This window comes from Roseovarius gaetbuli (assembly GCF_900172365.1).
In the GTDB taxonomy this organism is placed as follows: domain Bacteria; phylum Pseudomonadota; class Alphaproteobacteria; order Rhodobacterales; family Rhodobacteraceae; genus Roseovarius; species Roseovarius gaetbuli.
The window spans coordinates 46,382-64,749 of the sequence record NZ_FWFJ01000017.1; the positions used below are offsets into that span (position 1 = coordinate 46,382).

The 18,368-nt window shown below is 63.1% G+C and carries 21 protein-coding genes and 1 riboswitch; of the genes, 15 read left to right on the forward strand and 6 right to left on the reverse strand.

Annotated elements, in window-relative coordinates; all coding sequences use genetic code 11:
- Positions 1 to 51 precede the first annotated feature (51 nt).
- The 8 genes from gspG to ROG8370_RS10120 are packed head-to-tail and all read left to right on the forward strand — an operon-like array spanning position 52 to position 5,402.
- Entirely contained in the window at positions 52 to 516 is a 465-nt protein-coding gene (gene gspG, locus ROG8370_RS10085) for a type II secretion system major pseudopilin GspG (RefSeq protein WP_085826987.1), read from the forward strand.
- Complete coding sequence (locus ROG8370_RS10090; RefSeq protein WP_085826956.1) at positions 504 to 992, forward strand: prepilin-type N-terminal cleavage/methylation domain-containing protein; 489 nt, start codon at positions 504 to 506, stop codon at positions 990 to 992. The genes gspG and ROG8370_RS10090 overlap by 13 nt, the downstream gene beginning before the upstream one ends.
- The gene (locus ROG8370_RS10095) at positions 989 to 1,378 is read left to right on the forward strand and encodes a type IV pilus modification PilV family protein (RefSeq protein ID WP_085826957.1); all 390 of its coding nucleotides are present in this window, start codon (positions 989 to 991) and stop codon (positions 1,376 to 1,378) included. Before ROG8370_RS10090 ends, ROG8370_RS10095 begins: the two co-directional genes overlap by 4 nt.
- On the forward strand, positions 1,375 to 2,004 hold the full coding sequence (locus ROG8370_RS10100) for a type II secretion system protein GspJ (RefSeq protein ID WP_085826988.1): 630 nt from the start codon (positions 1,375 to 1,377) through the stop codon (positions 2,002 to 2,004). Before ROG8370_RS10095 ends, ROG8370_RS10100 begins: the two co-directional genes overlap by 4 nt.
- Positions 2,004 to 2,927: a type II secretion system minor pseudopilin GspK gene (gspK, locus tag ROG8370_RS10105; RefSeq protein ID WP_085826958.1), complete on the forward strand. Its 924-nt coding sequence runs from the start codon at positions 2,004 to 2,006 to the stop codon at positions 2,925 to 2,927. The genes ROG8370_RS10100 and gspK overlap by 1 nt, the downstream gene beginning before the upstream one ends.
- Complete coding sequence (gspL, locus tag ROG8370_RS10110) at positions 2,924 to 4,126, forward strand: type II secretion system protein GspL (protein ID WP_085826959.1); 1,203 nt, start codon at positions 2,924 to 2,926, stop codon at positions 4,124 to 4,126. Before gspK ends, gspL begins: the two co-directional genes overlap by 4 nt.
- Positions 4,123 to 4,638 carry a type II secretion system protein M gene (locus ROG8370_RS10115; RefSeq protein WP_085826960.1) on the forward strand — a complete coding sequence of 172 codons (516 nt, stop codon included), beginning with the start codon at positions 4,123 to 4,125 and terminating at the stop codon, positions 4,636 to 4,638. The genes gspL and ROG8370_RS10115 overlap by 4 nt, the downstream gene beginning before the upstream one ends.
- The gene (locus ROG8370_RS10120) at positions 4,635 to 5,402 is read left to right on the forward strand and encodes a hypothetical protein (RefSeq protein WP_085826961.1); all 768 of its coding nucleotides are present in this window, start codon (positions 4,635 to 4,637) and stop codon (positions 5,400 to 5,402) included. The genes ROG8370_RS10115 and ROG8370_RS10120 overlap by 4 nt, the downstream gene beginning before the upstream one ends.
- A 15-nt stretch (positions 5,403 to 5,417) precedes the next feature.
- Here the strand turns inward: ROG8370_RS10120 and ROG8370_RS10125 are convergent, their stop codons facing one another.
- Positions 5,418 to 5,948 carry a tetratricopeptide repeat protein gene (locus ROG8370_RS10125; RefSeq protein WP_085826962.1) on the reverse strand — a complete coding sequence of 177 codons (531 nt, stop codon included), beginning with the start codon at positions 5,946 to 5,948 and terminating at the stop codon, positions 5,418 to 5,420.
- Between the two features lie 260 nt (positions 5,949 to 6,208).
- On the opposite strand from ROG8370_RS10125, the gene gspD reads away from it, so the two are divergent.
- From gspD to ROG8370_RS10140, 3 genes are read left to right on the forward strand one after another with little or no spacing between them, the layout of a single operon-like run.
- Complete coding sequence (gene gspD / locus ROG8370_RS10130) at positions 6,209 to 8,149, forward strand: type II secretion system secretin GspD (RefSeq protein WP_085826963.1); 1,941 nt, start codon at positions 6,209 to 6,211, stop codon at positions 8,147 to 8,149.
- A 2-nt stretch (positions 8,150 to 8,151) separates the two neighbouring features.
- Positions 8,152 to 9,603, forward strand: coding sequence for a GspE/PulE family protein (locus ROG8370_RS10135; RefSeq protein ID WP_085826964.1), 1,452 nt, complete (start codon positions 8,152 to 8,154; stop codon positions 9,601 to 9,603).
- A complete protein-coding gene (locus ROG8370_RS10140; RefSeq protein ID WP_085826965.1) occupies positions 9,600 to 10,811 on the forward strand; it encodes a type II secretion system F family protein in 1,212 nt (403 codons plus the stop codon). The genes ROG8370_RS10135 and ROG8370_RS10140 overlap by 4 nt, the downstream gene beginning before the upstream one ends.
- On the opposite strand, the gene ROG8370_RS10145 is transcribed toward ROG8370_RS10140, so the two are convergent.
- On the reverse strand, positions 10,808 to 12,208 hold the full coding sequence (locus tag ROG8370_RS10145) for a helix-turn-helix domain-containing protein (RefSeq protein WP_085826966.1): 1,401 nt from the start codon (positions 12,206 to 12,208) through the stop codon (positions 10,808 to 10,810). The two genes, ROG8370_RS10140 and ROG8370_RS10145, sit on opposite strands and share 4 nt — an antisense overlap.
- A 191-nt stretch (positions 12,209 to 12,399) precedes the next feature.
- Positions 12,400 to 12,603, forward strand: a riboswitch (cobalamin riboswitch).
- A gap of 92 nt (positions 12,604 to 12,695) precedes the next feature.
- Here ROG8370_RS10145 and ROG8370_RS10150 point away from each other — a divergent pair.
- Complete coding sequence (locus ROG8370_RS10150) at positions 12,696 to 12,965, forward strand: hypothetical protein (RefSeq protein WP_085826967.1); 270 nt, start codon at positions 12,696 to 12,698, stop codon at positions 12,963 to 12,965.
- A gap of 227 nt (positions 12,966 to 13,192) precedes the next feature.
- On the opposite strand, the gene ROG8370_RS10155 is transcribed toward ROG8370_RS10150, so the two are convergent.
- A complete protein-coding gene (locus ROG8370_RS10155) occupies positions 13,193 to 13,417 on the reverse strand; it encodes a DUF1127 domain-containing protein (protein ID WP_085826989.1) in 225 nt (74 codons plus the stop codon).
- Positions 13,418 to 13,667: 250 nt separating this feature from the next.
- Here ROG8370_RS10155 and ROG8370_RS10160 point away from each other — a divergent pair, with 250 nt between their 5' ends.
- The gene (locus tag ROG8370_RS10160; protein WP_085826990.1) at positions 13,668 to 14,729 is read left to right on the forward strand and encodes an Mrp/NBP35 family ATP-binding protein; all 1,062 of its coding nucleotides are present in this window, start codon (positions 13,668 to 13,670) and stop codon (positions 14,727 to 14,729) included.
- Positions 14,730 to 14,813: 84 nt separating this feature from the next.
- Here the strand turns inward: ROG8370_RS10160 and ROG8370_RS10165 are convergent, their stop codons facing one another.
- Entirely contained in the window at positions 14,814 to 15,341 is a 528-nt protein-coding gene (locus tag ROG8370_RS10165; RefSeq protein ID WP_085826968.1) for a peptidoglycan-binding domain-containing protein, read from the reverse strand.
- A 48-nt stretch (positions 15,342 to 15,389) separates the two neighbouring features.
- Complete coding sequence (locus ROG8370_RS10170; RefSeq protein ID WP_245827309.1) at positions 15,390 to 15,785, reverse strand: OB-fold nucleic acid binding domain-containing protein; 396 nt, start codon at positions 15,783 to 15,785, stop codon at positions 15,390 to 15,392.
- Positions 15,786 to 15,912: 127 nt separating this feature from the next.
- On the opposite strand from ROG8370_RS10170, the gene ROG8370_RS10175 reads away from it, so the two are divergent.
- Positions 15,913 to 16,236, forward strand: a complete 324-nt coding sequence (locus ROG8370_RS10175) for a 2Fe-2S iron-sulfur cluster-binding protein (protein ID WP_085826970.1) — start codon at positions 15,913 to 15,915, stop codon at positions 16,234 to 16,236.
- A gap of 1 nt (position 16,237) precedes the next feature.
- Positions 16,238 to 16,945, forward strand: coding sequence for an FG-GAP repeat domain-containing protein (locus ROG8370_RS10180; protein WP_245827311.1), 708 nt, complete (start codon positions 16,238 to 16,240; stop codon positions 16,943 to 16,945).
- A 90-nt stretch (positions 16,946 to 17,035) separates the two neighbouring features.
- Here ROG8370_RS10180 and purD read toward each other — a convergent pair whose 3' ends face one another.
- The gene (gene purD, locus ROG8370_RS10185) at positions 17,036 to 18,298 is read right to left on the reverse strand and encodes a phosphoribosylamine--glycine ligase (RefSeq protein ID WP_085826972.1); all 1,263 of its coding nucleotides are present in this window, start codon (positions 18,296 to 18,298) and stop codon (positions 17,036 to 17,038) included.
- Positions 18,299 to 18,368: the final 70 nt, after the last annotated feature.

Consider the following 18,368-nt stretch of genomic DNA (forward strand, 5'->3'; position numbering starts at 1 on the left):
TGGTTTATGATTTGTTTGGCATTCTATATTTTTTTACGGATCGATTTTACCATGAAAATCAATACGTCACACCCGATGAGCAAACCTGGCAAACCCGATGGCGAGGCCGGCTTTTCGTTGCTGGAACTGATGGTCGTGGTGGTCATCATGTCGATTCTCGCGCTCGTGGTGATGCCGCGCATTATTGACCGCCCCGATCAGGCGCGCGTTGCGCGGGTACAATCGGATCTTGCGGTGCTGAGCGGCGCGGTCAAGCTCTATAAGCTCGACAATTTCCGTTATCCGAGCACCGAACAAGGCCTGCTTGCCCTGAGAGAGGCGCCGACAATCGCGCCCGTGCCGCAGAATTACGCGTCAAACGGCTATATCGACCGCCTGCCGCAGGATCCCTGGGGCAATTCCTATCAATATCTGCAGCCGGGTATTCACGGCGAATTTGATATTTTCACCCTCGGCGCCGATGGCGTCTCGGGCGGGGATGGCGTCGATGCGGATATCGGCTCATGGAGCGAATAGGACCGGCATCCGAGCATGGTTTTACCCTTCTGGAGATGGTGATTGTCGTTGCAGTGATCGCCGTTTTGTCGGTCACGGCGACGTTTTCCGTCACACAGCGCAACAGTGGGGACAGCGATGTCTTGCGCTTTGGCGCGGCCTATGACCGGCTGCGCGATGCGGCCATTCTGGGCCATTCCGCGCGCGGTGTCGCGCTTTTGCCCGGCGGCTGGCAGGTGCTTTTACCGGCCCCTCCGGGGGCTGAGGCCGAGGGCTGGCAACCTAATGGCAGAGCTCAGAAATTTCGCGGCGAGGTGCGCTTTGAAGGCGCGAGCGGGCCGATTTTCCCCAAGGAACTCGACCGCGAACCTGCCCCCGATCTGGTGTTTCTGCCCGACGGTCAGGTGACCCGCTTCGAGGTCAGCTTTATCGGCAACGGCACCCTCATGCGCTGTGCGTCGGCTGGGTTTTCAGGCCTGGTTTGCGAGGGGACATGACGCGTCAACCCCCCGAAATCAAAGCTCCTGACGGCACGCGCGGCGTGACCTTGCTGGAACTGGTGGTCGCCGTTTTCGTGCTCTCCATCGGCACCATCGCCGCCCTGCGCAGCGCTGATCAGGCTGGTCGCGTTCTTGGCGGCGAGGCGGCCCGTGTCATGGCCATGCAAGTGGCCTTGAACAGGGCTGAAGAGCTTCGGCTTTTGGGCGCGATTGGCGCGCGCAGCCTGAGCAACCGGGTCGTTTACGGGCCCTACACCTGGCAGGTCGCGGTCAGTGAAAAGGCCACGCGCGCCGGGTTCACCGAGGCAACGATCACCGCGCGCAGCCCGGATCAGCCGGGCGGCCGCGTCGTGGTGATCGCGCCGACCGAGGTGGTGCAATGAGCGCGCCAAACCCACCGCGCACCGCGCAGGACCGGGGGCTGACCCTGCTTGAACTTGTTGCGGTGCTGTCGATTTTTGCGATGGTCGCGGTCATGGGACTTCAGGCGCTTGGCGGCATGATGCGCGCGCGCGACCGGATCACCGACGCCGATGAAAAGGCGGCGGCCCTGTCGCGCGGGCTTGTCCTGTTGCGCAATGATCTGAAATCCGCCGCGGCTCTTGGGTTCTGGCCCCCCGAAAGCATCGAAGCCGAGCCCGCTTTTCTGGATCAGAGCGCGGATGAGGGCCGACTTGCCTTTTCGACCTCTGGTCAGCCGGTTTTGCCCGAGGATCAGGCGGCGGGGCAGTCGCGGGTGATTTGGCGGTATGACCGCGAGGACGAGCGTCTTATCCGTCAGGTCTGGCCGGTTCTGCGGCCTGCCTCGGAGGCCGCACGTGCGCCGGAAACGGTGGTTTTTGACCACATCGCCAGCTTTCGCGTGAGCGCCTATGCCAGCCTCGAAGAAGGCTGGGTTGCGGGCTGGGGCGTGCCCGGACCATTGCCGCGCCCGGATTTGCCCGATGCGGTGGACATTCAGTTTGACTCGGATGTTTACGGGCCTTTGCGGGTCATGGTGCGCTTTTGATGACCGAGGATCGCGGCATAGCCTTGTTGAATGCGCTGATCATGGTGGCGGCGATTTCTGCCGTGGCGGCGGGGCTTATGCTGCGCGCCGAAACAAGCCGGAGCCGGGTCGAGCATGTGCAGATCAGCGAGCAGGCGATGTTGCATCTGGATGCGGCGGAAATGCTGATTGATCCGGTGTTGCGCGCCGATTGGGAGCGTGACCAGAACCTTGATCACCTGCTGGAAGGCTGGGCGCTTGAGAGGTTTGGCGCCGATATTGATCGCGCGGTACTGGCGGGAAAGATTACCGATCTCCAGGGGCTTTTCAACGTCAATGCCTTGAGCAATCCAAGCGATCTTGCGGCGGTGCAGGCCTTTGAGAGGTTGTTGCGCGGGCTTGGTCTTCCGGTGTCACTTGGGCGCGAGGTGGCCGGTTTCGTGCAGGTGCGCGGCCCGGTTCTGGCCGAGGAATATGGCGCGCGCGACATTCCGCTGCGCCCGGCGGGCGGGCCGATTTCCGCGATCGAGGAATTGCGCCTTGTGCGCGGCATGACGAGCGAGCATTACGCCCGCCTTTTGCCCTTCGTTGCGGCCCTGCCGGTGGGCGTGGCGCTTAACGTCAATACCACCTCTGCCGCTGTACTTGGCGCGGTTTTGCCCACGGCCAACCCGGCCGGAATAGAGCGTCTTATCGCGGATCGTGGCCGCTTGCCCTTCGCCAATGCCGGTGATTTCAGAGAACGCGCCGAAACCTTGCTGCATCCGCGCGTGATCGAGCAATCGCAGGCCCCCAAGGGTGGGTTTGGCGTGACAAGCCGTTGGTTTCAGGTACGGTTTGACCTTGCGCTCGATGGGCGTATTCTAAGCCGCATCGTGACTGTAGAACGATCCGCGCTGACGGGCGCAGTAGAAATCAAGAATCGCCGGGCGAATCCGCTATGACCCTTGTTTTAAATCGCAAAAAGAGCGCCAAGGCGACGCCGGTGCAAACCCATGATCTTGGCTCTGGTGGGGCCTTGCCGACGCATCCTTTCGTGGCACTTGTGCCGGGGACGGCGGCGCCGCTGGTGCGGCTTGATCTGCCCGAGGCCCTCAAGGGACAAGCGCGCGACCGGGTGGCGGCGCGGCAATTGCGCGATGCCTATGGCGGCTCGGATGCGGGGCTTGATCTTCGCCCGGCGCGCCTTGCAGGCACCCGTGATGGCTGGAGCCGGGTGCTGGTTGCCGATATCGCAGAGCGTCAGGATTGGGCCCGCGCCGTGGCCCCGGCGGGGGCGTTGTGTCGTGCGGTTCTGCCCGACTACCTGGCCTTGCCCGCCGCCCCCGATCTTTGGGTGATTGAGGCGTGCGGCGACCATATTCGCGCGCGCCTCGGGCCCGAGGATGGCTTTTCCGGCGAGGCCGATCTGGCGCTTACCCTGCTTGAAAAGGCGGCGGCGCTAGCGCCGCCCCGCGCGGTGTTGCGGCTTGGCGCGGCCGCGCCCGAAATCGACGCCTATCTTGACGCGCAAAACCTCACCATCTGCGGCGCGGCGTCAGAGCTGGCGGCGCATGGCGTGACCGATCCGCAGGTCTTTGGACATGGCGAGTTTGCGCTTGATCTTGCGCGCGATCCAGGCGCCGAGCGCGCCGAAATGCGCCGCCGCTTGCGCCAGTTGCGCCTTCCGGCTGGGCTGGCGGTTCTGGGGCTGGTGGGCTGGGTCGCAGCCACGGTGATGGAGACCCGCGAGTTGCGCGATCAATCGCTGGCCTATCGCCAGAACGCCGAGCGCATCCTGCGCGACGTGATGATCCCGACAGGCCCAATTTTGGACATTCGCACCCAGGTGACGCAGCGCCTTGAACGTGCCCGAACCGCGCGCAGCGACGGCGACGCCGAGGCGCGCCCGCTTGATGTGTTGCGCCGCGCAGGCGCGGTTCTGGCCGATCATGATGGCACCATCACGCGGGTCAGCTATCAACCCGGCGCAGGTCTGGTGATTGATGTGCAACTGGCGGATTTTGCGGCCCTTGACGCGCTTGTCAGTGCCCTGCGCACGACGGGTGTCGAGCCAAGGGTGGCACAATCGGTGACCCGCGAGGGGGCGGGCATCGAGGCGGTGCTGGCGATGGCGGTTACGCAGAACGGGGGCCGCCGATGACGGGGATGATGGACGCGATCATCGCGGCCTTGCTTGGCCTGAGTGGGCGCGAACGGCTATTGGTGGCGGTGCTGGCGCTGGTAGCGCTGCCTTTGGGGGTGGTTTACGGCGTGGCTTTGCCGCTTGCGGATGCGCGCCAGGAGGCACAACGCGCCGTGACCGAGGCCCGCGCAACAGAGCTTTGGGTGGCGGATCAATCGCTGCTTTATGCCTCGGAAACCACGGCGCTGCGCAATGCGGGCGAGGCGGCAAACGGCGGCCCGCCCATCGGCATCAGCGGCATCGAGGCCAGCCTTGTCGAGGCGGGCTTGCGCGAAAAGGCCAGCGAATTGGCCAATGCCGCCGATGGCGGCATCACCATGCGGTTTGATGCGGTGCGCTTTACCCGGCTTGCCGAGTGGCTGAGCGCGCAAGAGACAAGCTGGGGCTATACGCTTGTCGGTTTTGCCTTTGAAAGGGGCGAGCGTGAAGACGTGGTTGCCGCCGATCTGCGTCTGGTGATTGATCAATGATCCGTTTCCTTCTTATCGTTGCCGGGGTTCTGTGTGGCCTTGCTCTTGTGGGGCTGAGCGAGGGGCGCGTCGGGCATTTGCGTGCCTTTGCGCCGCAAATGGTGCCGGGCTGGGCCGCACCGGTCGACAATGGCGCAACGCTTTGGCGGGGCCGCGCGCGCGGCCTGCGCCCGATGGGTCTTCCGGTCGAGAGCGACGTGACCTGGCGGTTTGCCCGCCTTGGCGCGCCCGGCGCGGTCTGGAGCCTGAGCGCGGTGGCAGAGGGCCTTACTGGCCGGGCCGAGCTTGGCCTGCCGCTGGCGCGGGACCGGGCAAAAATTAGCGATGGGCGCGCCGAAATCCTGCTTGGAGATTGGCCGGGTCTTGTCCGGGGTGTCGCGCTTGACGGCTTGTTGACCGTTAGCGACCTGCGCGCCAAGCTTGCCTTGCCTGGGCGGAGCCTGCGGTCGTTTGACGCCGATCTCCGCTGGACCGGGGCGCGGGTTCAGGGCCAGGACATTGGCACCGGCGAGATGACTGTTCTGTCGGATCAGGGCGGCGGCTGGCGTGCGCCCTTTAGTCTTGCGGGCGATGTGATCACGGTCAGCGGCACGCTTGAGGGGCGCTTTGGCGCGCCGGTCGCGGTGCTTGAGGTGCGGATCGAAGATGCAGGTGAAATGCCCGCCGAGTGGCAGGCCGCGCTTGATCGGGTCGCGCGCAAGGACGGCATATCCTGGGTTGTGCGCCGTGATCTTGACCTGTCGCAGGACTGGCCGCTTTTGTGAGCCTTGCGGCGCGCGTTAGCTGCGCGCGCCCAGCTGTTTGAGTTCGACCTTGATATCCCGATGCCGCGAGGCCATGGCCCCGAGCGGATCGAGGTCGCCGTCAAGCGCCATCATTTCCTTTAGCGCGGCATCTGCCGCGCGCAGCTTGGCCACGGTTTGCGGCCCGGCCGTACCGGCGGTGATCTCGGCGAGCGCACTTTCGTGTTTCGCGGCGCCGCTGACGGCGAGGGCTGCGGCGCGGTCGCTGCCTTTGCGCGTGCTGGCGAGAGCGTCGGAGACCTGGCCCGCCTCATCATAACGCCCGGCGCGCAACAGGGCATGTGCATATTCAAGCCGCAAACGCGGCTCAAGCGGGCCGGATTGCGGGATAAGCAAGGCATAGCTATTGATCGCGGTGTCATAATTGCCCGCCTCAAGCGCCTTGCGCGCCGTGCTGTATTTGCGCTGAAAATTGTTGCCCTCACTGATCGCGCTCGGCTCGCAGGCTGCAAGAGCCATCAAAACCGGCATCAAAATCAATGGGCTGTTGTTGAAACGAAAGCGCATGCGCCCTCCTGCAAATTCTAATGAGCCTTACCTATCACGTCCCAAGAGAGGCCGGCCAAGGAAAAACCGGGGTGTGAGCGAAAAATCTCAAAGGTGAGTCATAAGTGTGCCAGATGCCGTTTAACAATAGAAACGCCATATGAAATCGGATAGTATGCCCGCGTAATAGCAAGAAAAACCGTTGATAAACGGCGGTTGGATTCCTGAGGTAATACTAACGGACGGGCGGTATCAATTGATGATGTTCGTAATTTATAACGATGCAGTTTTTTAGAGTTCTCGCCCTAGGGGCAGTTATCTGGCTGGCGCAGGTGTTTCCCGCGACGGCGCAGGTATCATTGGATTTGCGCGATGCAAGCCTGCGCGACTTCGTGCAGGTCGTGGCGCAATCCACGGGCCGGAATTTCATCCTTGATGACCGCGTACAAGGCAGCGTGACAGTGGTCGCGCCAAACCAAGTGTCACCCTCGGCCATCTACGAAATTTTCCTGAATGTTCTTGAGCTTAACCGCCTGACCATTGTCGAGGGCGACGAGGCGGATCGGATCGTTCCGATTGACGTGGCGCGCGAACTGGCCCCCGGACAAGAGCGCGCGGGCCTTGGCGGGGATTATGAAACCCGCGTGATCGTTGTGCGCAACAGCCCGGTCGCCGATATTGCCGAGGTGGTGCGCCCGCTCTTGCCTGCCGAGGCGGTGCTGTCGACGGTGCCGGATGCGGGGCTCATGATCCTGTCGGACCGGCGCGAGAACTTTCAGCGGATCGTCAAGCTGGTGGACCGGCTTGACACGCCAAGCCGCAATTCGATTGAAACCATCCCGCTGCGCAACGGCAATGCGGCGGATATGCTGTCGGTGATCACCACGCTGGCGATCACGCCGGCCGGGTCAAGCCTGTCGGCCGATAGCCGCTCGAATGCGCTTATCGTTTCGGGCACGCCAGAATTTCGAGATCGCGTGCGCAGTATCGTCACCCAGCTCGACAAACCGCAGCGCAGCATCGCCACCGAAGTGGTGCGCCTGAATTATGCCGATGCAAATGATCTTGCCGATGTGGTTCGCCAGAGCTTTGGCGCGCAGGCGACTTCTGCCGAGGGGGCCGTCACGGGCAATTCTGCGATCACCATCGTGGCCGAGCCCCAGCAAAACGCGCTTATCATCACGGCGCCCTCGGACCGGGTAAATGCGATCGTGGCCGCCGTGCGCGGCCTTGATCAGCGCCCCGATCAGGTGCTTATCGAAGCGGTGATTTTCGAGCTGTCGGTCGACAGCTTTTCCGACCTGTCGTTCCAGTTTGGCGGCGTGATTGAGGATGCAACGGTTGGCGGCGTGGAATTCGCGCTTCAAGGCCGCCCGACGCTGACCAACCTTGTCGGCACCGTTCTTGCGGGCAATAACCCGACCGGCGGCGGCACCGGTGGGACGATTGCCGCCTTTGACAATAGTGGCATTGGCGGCTTTTTGGCGGCGCTTGCCAGCAAAAGCTCGACCAAGCTTTTGTCGACCCCGTCGATCCTGACCCTTAACAATCGCGAGGCCGAAATCGTCGTGGCGCAGAACGTGCCCTTCGTCACCGGCAGCTTTTCCACCGTCGGCGATAGCGCCGTTCCGAGTCAACCGTTCCAGACCATCCAGCGTCAGGATGTCGGCCTGACCCTCAAGGTCACGCCGCAGATCACCCGTGATAAAACCGTGCGCCTTGCGATCAATCAAGAGGTGTCGAACCTGACCAATTCCGCCTCGGCGGCGGGCGGCGAGATCACCTCGAAACGGCAATTGTCGACCAATGTTCTGGTGCGCGACGGACATGTGATCATGCTTGGCGGGTTGATGGAAGACGGCAATGGATCGGTCAATCAGCGTGTGCCGGGGCTGAGCGAGCTGCCGCTTCTGGGGCGCTTGTTCAAGGGTCGCAGCACCTCGCAGAACCAGCGGGTTTTGCTGGTGATGATGCGCCCGCGCATCCTGAGCACCGATGCCGAGGCGCGCGAGCTTACCCGCCGTCTTGCCCGCGAGGCCAAGCGCGCAAGTGCGGCCATCGCGCCGCCCGATGATGGCACCTATCCGCAGGTGCCGGATTCCACCTTTCCGTTCGACGGGGCCAATCTGAACCAACCGTTCGATGCCCGCTTTATCGACAAGGGCGCGCAGAACCGACGGTTTCCGCCGCTGCCCTCGCGGCTGCAATTCGTGGATCGGTAACCATGGCGCAGCCGCTTTTGCCCTTCACGCTTGCCCGCGATCAGCAGGTTCTGGTCGAGGGCGGCAGGTTGCTGGCAGGGCCAGAGGCAAGCGTGCTTGGCCTGCGCGAGGCGCGGCGTCGGGCCGGTGTGCCGCTTAGCGTTGATCACCTTGGCATCGACGCCTTCGAGGCGCAACTGGCGGCGCTTTATCAGGGCGGCTCTGGCGGGGACGAGGCCGATGGCGAGTTCAGCTTTGACCTTGAAGAGGGCGCAAATGGCCGTGGCCCGCGCGACCTTTTGGAGGATGGCGAAGAGGCCCCGGTGATCCAGCTCGTGAACCAGCTTTTGCGCCGCGCGGTGCGCGCCGGGGCGTCTGACCTTCATGTCGAACCCAACGAGGGCGGCTTGCGCGCGCGCATGCGTGTCGATGGCATGCTGCAATCGGTTCTGGACCGCCAGGATGTGCCGGTGCGCCGCGTGGTGTCGCGCCTCAAGGTCATGGCAGGCCTCGATATTTCCGAGACCCGCCTTCCGCAGGACGGCCATATCGCGCTGCGCCTTGGCGGGCGCGCGATCGACGTGCGGGTCTCGACCCTGCCGGGCAATTACGGCGAGCGGGTCGTGATGCGGGTGCTTGATCGCTCGGCCGGCCTCATGCCGCTGGAACAGCTTGGCCTGCGCGCCGATCAGGTCAGCGTGCTTGAACGCATGGCGGGGCGGCCCAACGGGATTATCCTTGCCACCGGGCCGACCGGCTCTGGCAAAACCACGACGCTTTATTCGTTGCTGCAACTGGCGAATGACGAAATCCGCAACATCCTGACCGCCGAAGACCCGATTGAATATGACCTTCCCGGCATCTCGCAAAGTCAGGTCAATGCCGAGATCGGCATGACCTTTGCCGCCGGGCTGCGCGCCGCCCTGCGCCAGGACCCCGATATCATTCTGGTCGGCGAAATCCGCGATCAGGAAACCGCAAGCGTCGCGGCGCAGGCGTCTTTGACCGGGCACCTGGTGTTTTCCTCGCTGCACGCCAATGGCTCTGTCGGGGCGGTGGTGCGGCTCCGCGATCTGGGGCTTGATGATTTTCTCATCGCCTCAACCCTGCGCGGCGTGATCGCGCAACGCCTCTTGCGCCAACTGTGCAAAACCTGCCGGAAAGCCGCAGCGCCCGCGCCCGACGAGGCCCGGCATTTCCACACCGCCAAGCTTGCCGCGCCCGATGGAATTTATCACCCGGTCGGCTGTGAGGCCTGCAACAACACCGGCTATGCGGGGCGGGTCGGCGTCTTTGAAATCCTTGAGGTCAGCGAGACCCTGCGCGCCACCATCGACAAGGGCGGCTCCGAGCTTGAGATGAAAGAGGTGGCGCTTGAGCCCGATCAAACCCTCTTTGGTCAATCCCTGCATCAGGTCGCGGCCGGTAAAACCAGCCTCGCCGAGGCGCTGCGCGTGGTGGGCGACGCGCTGTGAGGGCGTTCAGCTACACCGCCTTCAACGATGAAGGACAGCGCAAGAAAGGCACGCTTGTTGCCGAAAGCGAGGCACAGGCCGCCGATATCCTGCGCGGTCAGGGGCTTTTTGCCGAGAACATAAACGCCAAGCGCCAGGGCGGCGGACTGACCCGTTCGCGCGGGCGGCGCACCAAGTTGAACGCCGATATGCGCTCGGTTTTCACCCGCCAGATGGCGGTGCTTTTGTCGTCGGATCTCTCCGCCGAAGTGGCGCTTGAAACGGTGCGCAGTTCGGGCACCTCGCCGGCAATCGAGGGCGCGGCGGCCGAGGCCAAGGCGGCCCTTCTGGATGGTCACCCATTGTCGGTTGCGCTTGAAATGACCAATGCCGGGTTTCCGCGCTTTTACGTGGCCGCCGTGCGCGCAGGCGAGGTCTCTGGCGATGTGGCGGCGGTGTTCGAGGGGCTGGCCGATTACCTCGAAAGCGTCGGCACGGACCGCGCACAACTTGCTACGGCCTTGATTTACCCGGCTTTTGTCGCCGCTGTCTCGCTTTTGGTCTGTGGTATCCTGATGGTCAATGTCGCGCCTGAAATTGCCGTGATGTTCGAGGTGTCGGGGCGTGAATTGCCGCAGTTGACGCAGGTGATCATGGCAATCAGCGATTGGATTCAGGCCTATTGGATCGGTCTCGCGATTGGCTTTGTCGCCGCCATTTTCGGGATCATCGCCGCCCTCCGGGTGCCGCGCATTCGCGATGGCTGGCATGAGTTCGCTTTGAAACTGCCGGTGATCGGGCGCTTGCTTCGCCTGTCGGCGGCGGCGCAATATCTGCGCACGCTGGCGCTTGTGATTGCCAGCCGCCAGACGGTTGTGGATGCGGTGACCTCGGCCAGTGACGTGCTTGTCATAAGCCGTTTTCGCAACGAGGCGCTTGCCCTCGCCGAGGCGGTGCGTTCGGGCGAGAGCCTTAGTCAGGGGCTCACGCGCATGTCGCTTATTCCTCCGGTCTGTCGCCAGCTGATTGATGCCGGCGAAAAATCGGCGCGGCTTGGGCGGATGACCGAACGCTCGGCGGTGCTGGTCGAAACATGGCTGACCAATGAGCGCAAGCGCGTCTCGGCCCTGATGGATCCGCTTTTGATGATGGTGGTGGGCGGCATGGTTCTGGTGATCGTTCTGGCGATCCTGTTGCCGATTTTCGACCTGCAAGCCACGGTCGGTTAACCCACGCTATAGGGCAGCACGCCGCGCTCGTCCGGGGTAACCTGAAGGCGCCGTTCAAGCGGCGGAACCGAGCGTTGATGACACTCGGCGCGCTCGCAAATCCGACAGGAAATGCCAATCGGCTCGAACGCGCGGGCGTTGCTCACGTCGAGGTCATCGGCATAGACCAGATCGCCGGCATGCTTGACCTCGCAGCCAAGGGCAATCGCAAAGCGGCGCACGGGCGCGCCAAAACTACCGCCCGGTTTGCTCACGTCGCGCGCAAGGCTGATATAGCGCACGCCGTCGGGGGTTTCGGCAAGCTGGCGCAGAAACCGCCCAGGTGTTTCAAAGGCGCGATGCACATTCCAGAGCGGACAGGCCCCGCCAAAGCGCGCAAATTGAAGCCGCGTTGCCGAATGGCGCTTGGTGATTGTGCCGGCCTGATCGACGCGCACGAAAAAGAACGGAATGCCCTTGGCGGCGGGCCGTTGCAGGGTCGAGAGGCGATGGCACACCTGCTCGATCGAGGCGCCAAAGCGGTTGGCAAGCAGTTCAAGGTCATGCCGGGTGTCCTGCGCTGCCTCAAGGAATTTGCCATAGGGCATCATCGCCGCGCCGGCAAAGTAATTGGCAAGTCCGATCTTGGCGATGGCGCGGGCTGCGTCTGACTGAAAGCGGGCAAAATCTAGCGTCGCCTCCAAAAGCGCGTCCTGCGTCAACAGCGCCAGCTGCAACAAGAGCTGAAACCGCCGCGTTTCGGGCGCGGCGCGCGACGACAGATACAAAACCCCCGCCGCCCGGTCATAATGGCGCAGCTTGCCGACATCATCCTGCGCCAGGGTGATTCCCATCGCCGCCATCCGCTCGACCGCAAGATCATGGGCCGACAGATTGGCGTCACTGCCGGTGGCAAACCGCTCGGCGGCGTGATCGACCGCATCGATGTAGTTGTCGCAATAGTGAAAGAAATCGCGCACCTCGTCCCAGGGGCTGGATTGGCTGCGCGCATCCTCGCGCCCAAGCGCCTCATCCAGAGAGGCAAGCCGCTCGTGGGTCTGGCGATAGGTGCTGTGCAACTCCAGAAAGGCGCGCGCCAGGGCGGGCGCATTCGATGCGGTTAGCCGCAGATCCGCCAGCGGTGGCGGGTCGTCGCCAAACACCGGATCGGCAAGCGCCTCGCGCATATCGCTGACCATGCGCTCGGCATCGCCGGTCGATAACTCCGTGACATCAAACCCGAATTCCTGCGCCAGGGCCAGAACCACGGTGGTGCTCACCGGGCGATTGTTGTTCTCCATCTGGTTCAGGTAGGGCAGGGATATGCCCAGTTTGGCGGCGAAATCCTTTTGCGTCAGCGCCAGCCGCTGGCGGGTTTCGCGCAGCTTGGCACCGGCATAAAGTTTCTGTGTGGCCATGATCGTCCCACCCTTGGCTTTGCAGATTAGCTATGGCCCAGATTAGATTTGCAAATCTCGCAGGGCAAGCCCGCACTTCAAACTTTCATCGTTCCACAAATACTCAAATCCACGGGCACAGCGATGCGCGCGGCTGACGGTTTTCACCCCAACAGCTTCGGTTTTACGCATTGCAGTGCGCGGATTGGCTGTTAGGCTGACGCCACCTTGGTGCCGCCTTTGGCGGAAAATTGGGAAGCCGGTGCAACTCCGGCGCTGCCCCCGCAACGGTAAGGGAGGGCGTTTCGACAATAGACCACTGGGCCCAGACGGGTCTGGGAAGGTGTCAAAACGCAGGGCCAGATCATCTGGCTCACCCCCCAAGTCCCGAAACCAGCCCTGGTGCAACGTCAAACCGCGGGGGCGGTGTGGGCGGGTACCGATTGCCCTGTCCCCGCTCAATCCCCGCCCCATTCGGCCCGGGGTGTGGCCGTGGAGTAGTCTTACGATGTCCCTTGACCGGATTCTCGATGGGTTGGAGCAAAGCAATTCAACGGGCGCGCAGGCGTCTGATCATGCGCGACGTGGGTTTTTGGAATGGGCGGTCTCTGTCGCGGGCCCGGTGACCCCCAAAGTGGCGCGGGCGGCTCTTGCCGCCCCTGCGGCCCTCACGGCCCAAAGCGCGGCGGCGCGGGCTTTCGTTGGTTATCTCGAACAGGCCAGCCACACAGCGCACATGCAAAAGCCGCGCCGTGGCCGGGCGCGTGTGCTGCATTAAGAGGGCTGGGAAAAAGGGCTGGGAAAACGAAAAAACGGCGACGCCAGGGAGGAGGAGAGGCGCCGCCGTTCTTTGTGCGTCCGGCCCAGGGAGGAGGAGAGGGCCGTTGGCAATCGGTGAGGGCATTTTGCCCCAATTTTCCGGTCTCAGGCCTCAGGGAGGAGGAAGGAAGCCTTTGACCGTTTCAGATGCCCCAGGGAGGAGGAGAGGAACATCCGATCTCTTTGTTACGGGCGGGTGCCGTAAACTGATTCATGTGCGACCCGGCGGATCTCGCTGCGGTGCAGGCCGAGGTCAGCAAGATTGTGGCTGCTCAGCTCTGACAATTCGCGGATCGTGCGACGGTAGGCGCGAAAGTTGATGACGCGCTGCAATGCGGCATAAACGGCGACGCTCAGGTCTTCGCTCAGGTGGTGCGCAGTGGCGCGGCGGGTGTCGGTTGCAAATGCCATTTTCGGCTCCTTGCGTATTAAGCTATATTCGTTTTCGACGATGATCGTTTTCGTCTTTGTTGAACCTAAGATACGCTTTTGCTGCAGGTGCACAATACCCGAGTTTAGCAATGCTGCCATGCAGCAAATGCATAAGAGAAATTGACCTAACGTTAGGCAATGCTTACATTTTTTAGGCACTTGGTTAACGCCCCTTGCGCTTGGAATGGAAACTGCCACCTATTGAGGCGTCGTTGCAAAAGGAATGTTCATGTCGATAACACGCGCAGATATCGAAGCCCGGCTTGCGCTGCTTGAGTTGCCGGATGGCGGCACCCTTATATCGCGCGACATGGTGCGTGCGCTCACCATCACCGGCAGTGAGGTGCGATTCGTGATCGAGGCACCAAGCCCCGAGATGGCGCGGATGATGGAGCCGCTGCGCGCCGCCGCCGAGCGCGCGGCGCTGACCTTGCCGGGGGTAAGCCATGCCAGCGTTGCGCTGACCGCCCATGCGGCCCCGGCCGCGCCGAGCCTCAAGGTCGGCGGCCATCCCAAGGGCGGCAACAGCTCGATCAGACCCGAGGGTGTGGCCTCGATTCTGGCCGTGGCCTCGGGCAAGGGCGGGGTTGGCAAATCCACTGTCGCCTCGAATCTTGCCGTGGCGCTTGCGCGCAAGGGGCGGCGCGTCGGCCTGTTGGATGGTGATATCCATGGCCCAAGCCAGCCACGCATGATGGGCGTCAGCGCCCGCCCGGTCAGCGTGGACGGCCAGAGCATGGCGCCGCTGGTTGCGCATGGGGTGAGCATGATGTCGATCGGGTTGATGCTTGATCCTGCCTCGGCGGTGGTGTGGCGCGGCCCGATGCTTATGGGGGCGCTGCAACAGATGATGACACAGGTGACATGGGGCACGCTTGACGTGCTTATCGTTGATCTGCCACCGGGGACGGGCGATGTGCAGTTGACCCTGTGCCAGCGGGCGCGCCCGGACGGGGCCATCGTCGTGTCCACACCGCAGGATGTGGCGCTTTTGGATGCGCGCAAGGCACTGGATATGTTCCGGACGCTTGAAACGCCGGTCCTCGGGCTGATCGAGAATATGTCGGTCTTTCATTGCCCGGACTGTGGCCATGAGGCGCATATCTTTGGCCATGGCGGCGTGCGGGACGAGGCCGAGCGCCTTGGCCTGCCGCTATTGGCGGCGCTGCCGATTGACCTTGAGACCCGGCTCGCGGGCGATGCCGGTGTGCCGGTGGCCAGCGGTGATGGTGTGATGGCAGAAGCCTATGGCGCTTTGGCGCAGCGCCTTGTCGACGAGGGTGTCGCGTGAGGCTGGGGGGATTCGGGGGCGCTGCCCCCGCCGCCCGTTGGGCGTCTCCCCCGGGATATTTAGGGTAAGAAGAAACAGGCAGGTTTAGCTGTCGGATTTGACCGAGACCAGCCCCAGCTTGCGCGCGGCGGCCAGAGAGAGGATGCCTGAATCGAGCCCCTCGGGCGCCTGAAAGCGGCGAATGGCGGCGCGGGTCCTGGCATCCATTTCGCTATTCACCGGGCCACGGTAAAGATCGCGCGCGGCAAGGGCGCGCTGGACGGAGGCCACAAAATCGGGGGTTTGATCGGCGGCGCAGGGGGTTTCAAACCATGTGACGCGGCGCTCTTTCACGATCGCCTGGCGGGTTTCCGTTATGTAGAGCGCGGGCTGGAGGACCTGGCCATCGCTGGTGATCTCGGCGGGTTGCAGGATGACTTGTTCGGTCACGGTTTCGATCACCGCCGGGGTTACATGTTTGCCCCAGCAGGTGCCGGGCGCGGCACCCGGGGGCGCCGTTTCGATGCGTGTCACCAAGTCAGGCTCGCTCGCGCCCGTGGTGGGCAGGGCGGTTTGGCAGGCGGCAAGGCCAAGCATCATCAGGGGCAGCAGGGCGAAGGGTGGGCGGTTCATCGGCTCGGGCCTCTTGAGGCAGCAGTCTGGCGCTGTTTTGCCAATAGGTTAGCCGGTTTTTACCGCCTGTGAAAGTGTGCTCTCGGGCAGCATCAGGCGATCCAGCAGGGCCGAGATATCCTCAACCTCTTCCGCGACCAGATGCACCACGCCGGATTGCCGCTCAATCCGCCCGGTCACGCGCAATAGCCGTCCGGCAATCACCGCACGGCGGAAGCGTTCGTAGATTTTGCGCCAGACGACCACATTCACCACCCCGGTTTCATCCTCAAGCGTAAGGAAAATCACCCCCTTGGCGGTGCCGGGGCGTTGGCGCACAAGCACCAGCCCGGCCACAGTCACCCGTGCCCCGGTCGGTGGCTCGCTCAAGCGCGCGGCAACAAGTGCCGAGGGCGGGCGCGGCCATGTGGGGCGCGTGGCGGGGGCAGATGTACGATCCAACATGGAACAAATATAGAACATGGGGGATTTGTCGCAACTCTTTTCACCTTTGGTCGCAAATGGGGCTGGCCTGCCCTAGATGGCTTGGCTAGGAAAACAGTCGAAGCTAAGTCAAGGGAGACGCCGAGCCATGGCCAAAATCACCTATATCGAGCATAACGGCACCGAGCATGTGGTCGAGGTCGCCAACGGCCTGACCGTTATGGAAGGCGCGCGCGACAACAACATCCCCGGCATTGAGGCCGATTGCGGTGGGGCCTGTGCATGCTCGACCTGTCACGTCTATGTCGATCCGGCCTGGGTGGATAAGCTGCCCGCCAAGGAAGACATGGAAGACGACATGCTCGACTTCGCCTATGAGGCAGACCCGGAGCGTTCACGCCTGACCTGTCAGTTGAAGGTCACCGATGCGCTTGATGGTCTGGTCGTGAATATGCCTGAAAAACAGATCTGATATGAGGCGGGGAGGGCGGCTTGCCGTTTGGCTCGTCTCTTGTGTCATGGGCTTGCCTGCCCTGGCACAGGAGATCACCGCCGCCCGCTACGCCGAGCCCACCACGCGATACGCGCATGGCGTTCTTGGCGATGCGGTGGAATGGGGCGCGCTTGTGCTTGAGCTGTCCGATGGCACCAGGCACCGCATAACCCTTCCACAGGCGTTGGTGTTTGAAGACATCGCACCGCGCCTTGCCGATCTCGATCACGACGGCACCCCCGAGGTGATTGTTGTCGAAACAAGCCTGGACAAAGGTGCGCGGATGTCAATCTACGGGCCCAAAGGCCGGATCACAGCCACACCCCACATCGGCCGCTCGCATCGCTGGCTTGCGCCGATTGGCGCGGCCGACCTCGATGGTGACGGGCGTACCGAGATCGCCTATATTGATCGCCCCCATCTGGCCAAGACCCTGCGCATTTGGCGCTATGAGGACGGCACCCTTCGGCCCGTTGCGGATCACGCGGGCCTGAGCAATCACAAAATCGGCTGGGATTTCATTGCCGGGGGCATCCGCACCTGTGGCAACACTCCTGAACTCATCACGGCTAATGCCGATTGGTCCCGCGTCATGGCCACGACCTTTCAAGGCGGCAGGGTCAAATCCCACGAGATCGGGGCTTATACGTCACCGCAAAGCCTCACTGCGGCGCTCACCTGCCCCTAGATTTCTTCTTGGACAAAATACTCCGGGGAGCGCGAGGGGCAGCGCCCCTCGCATCGGTCGGATGGCGCAAGCCATTCGACATCAAGACACTCAGAGCGCTCGCCAGCCGATATCGCGGCGACAAAATCCTTGCGGCCAATCAATCTGGTCCACCATTGCATAGGCGCGGTCGCGGGCCTCTTGCAAACTGTTCCCACGCGCCGTTGCCGCAAGAACCCGCCCGCCGGTGGCGACGAACTGCCCCTCGGCGCGGCCCGTGCCGGCATGAAAGACCATGTGGAAACTGTCTTCGGGGCAATCCGCCACGCCTTTGATCACGCTGCCCTTTTCATATTCACCGGGATAGCCATTGGCGGCCATCACAACCGTCAGGGCATGATCCTCGGCCCAGTTGACCGACATCTCTGACAGGCGCCCCTCGGCTGCCGCCTGCAACAGGTCAAGCACCTGCGCGCCAAGCCGCATCATAAGGCACTGGCATTCAGGATCGCCAAACCGCACGTTATATTCCACAAGCCGCGGCTGACCGTCCTTGATCATCAGCCCCACGAACAAAACCCCCTGAAACGGCGTGCTGCGCCGGGCCATTTCGGCAAGACACGGGCGCACAATCTCATCAAGCGCCTTTTGCGTCACTGCCTCGCTCATCACCGGGGCGGGGGAATAGGCGCCCATGCCGCCGGTGTTGGGGCCGGTATCGCCTTCTCCGACACGCTTGTGATCCTGCGCGGTGCCCACGGGCAGAGCGGTTTCGCCGTCACAGAGCACAAAGAAAGACGCCTCTTCGCCTTCCATGAACTCTTCAACCACCACCTCGGCGCCGGCACTGCCGAATTCGCCGCCAAACATATCGTCGACAGCCTCTAGCGCCTGATCAAGGGTTTCGGCCACGATCACGCCCTTGCCGGCCGCCAAGCCGTCGGCCTTGACCACGATCGGCGCGCCTTGGGTGCGGATATAGGCCTTGGCAGCCTCGGCCTCGGTGAAATGGCCATAGCCAGCCGTCGGCGCGCCTGCCGCATCGCAAATCGCCTTGGTAAAGCTCTTGCTCGCCTCAAGCTTGGCCGCTTCCGCACCGGGGCCAAAGACCAGAAACCCCGACTCGCGGAGGCGATCCGCCACACCGGCGGCCAAGGGCGCCTCGGGGCCGATGATCACGAAATCAATCGCTTCGGCCTCGCAAAACCCGATCACCGCCGCACCATCAAGGATATCCAGACTGGCGCATTCGGCGATCCCGGCGATCCCGGCATTGCCCGGCGCCACGATAAGCTTGTCGCATTTCGGGTTCTGCATCACCGCCCAGGCGATGCTGTGTTCGCGCCCACCGGACCCGAGGATCAGAATATTCATGGCGCATAACTCCTGCTTGGCCTCGCTTGCCCCGCGTTCTAAGGTGACGCAAAGCCAGACACAAGGCAGC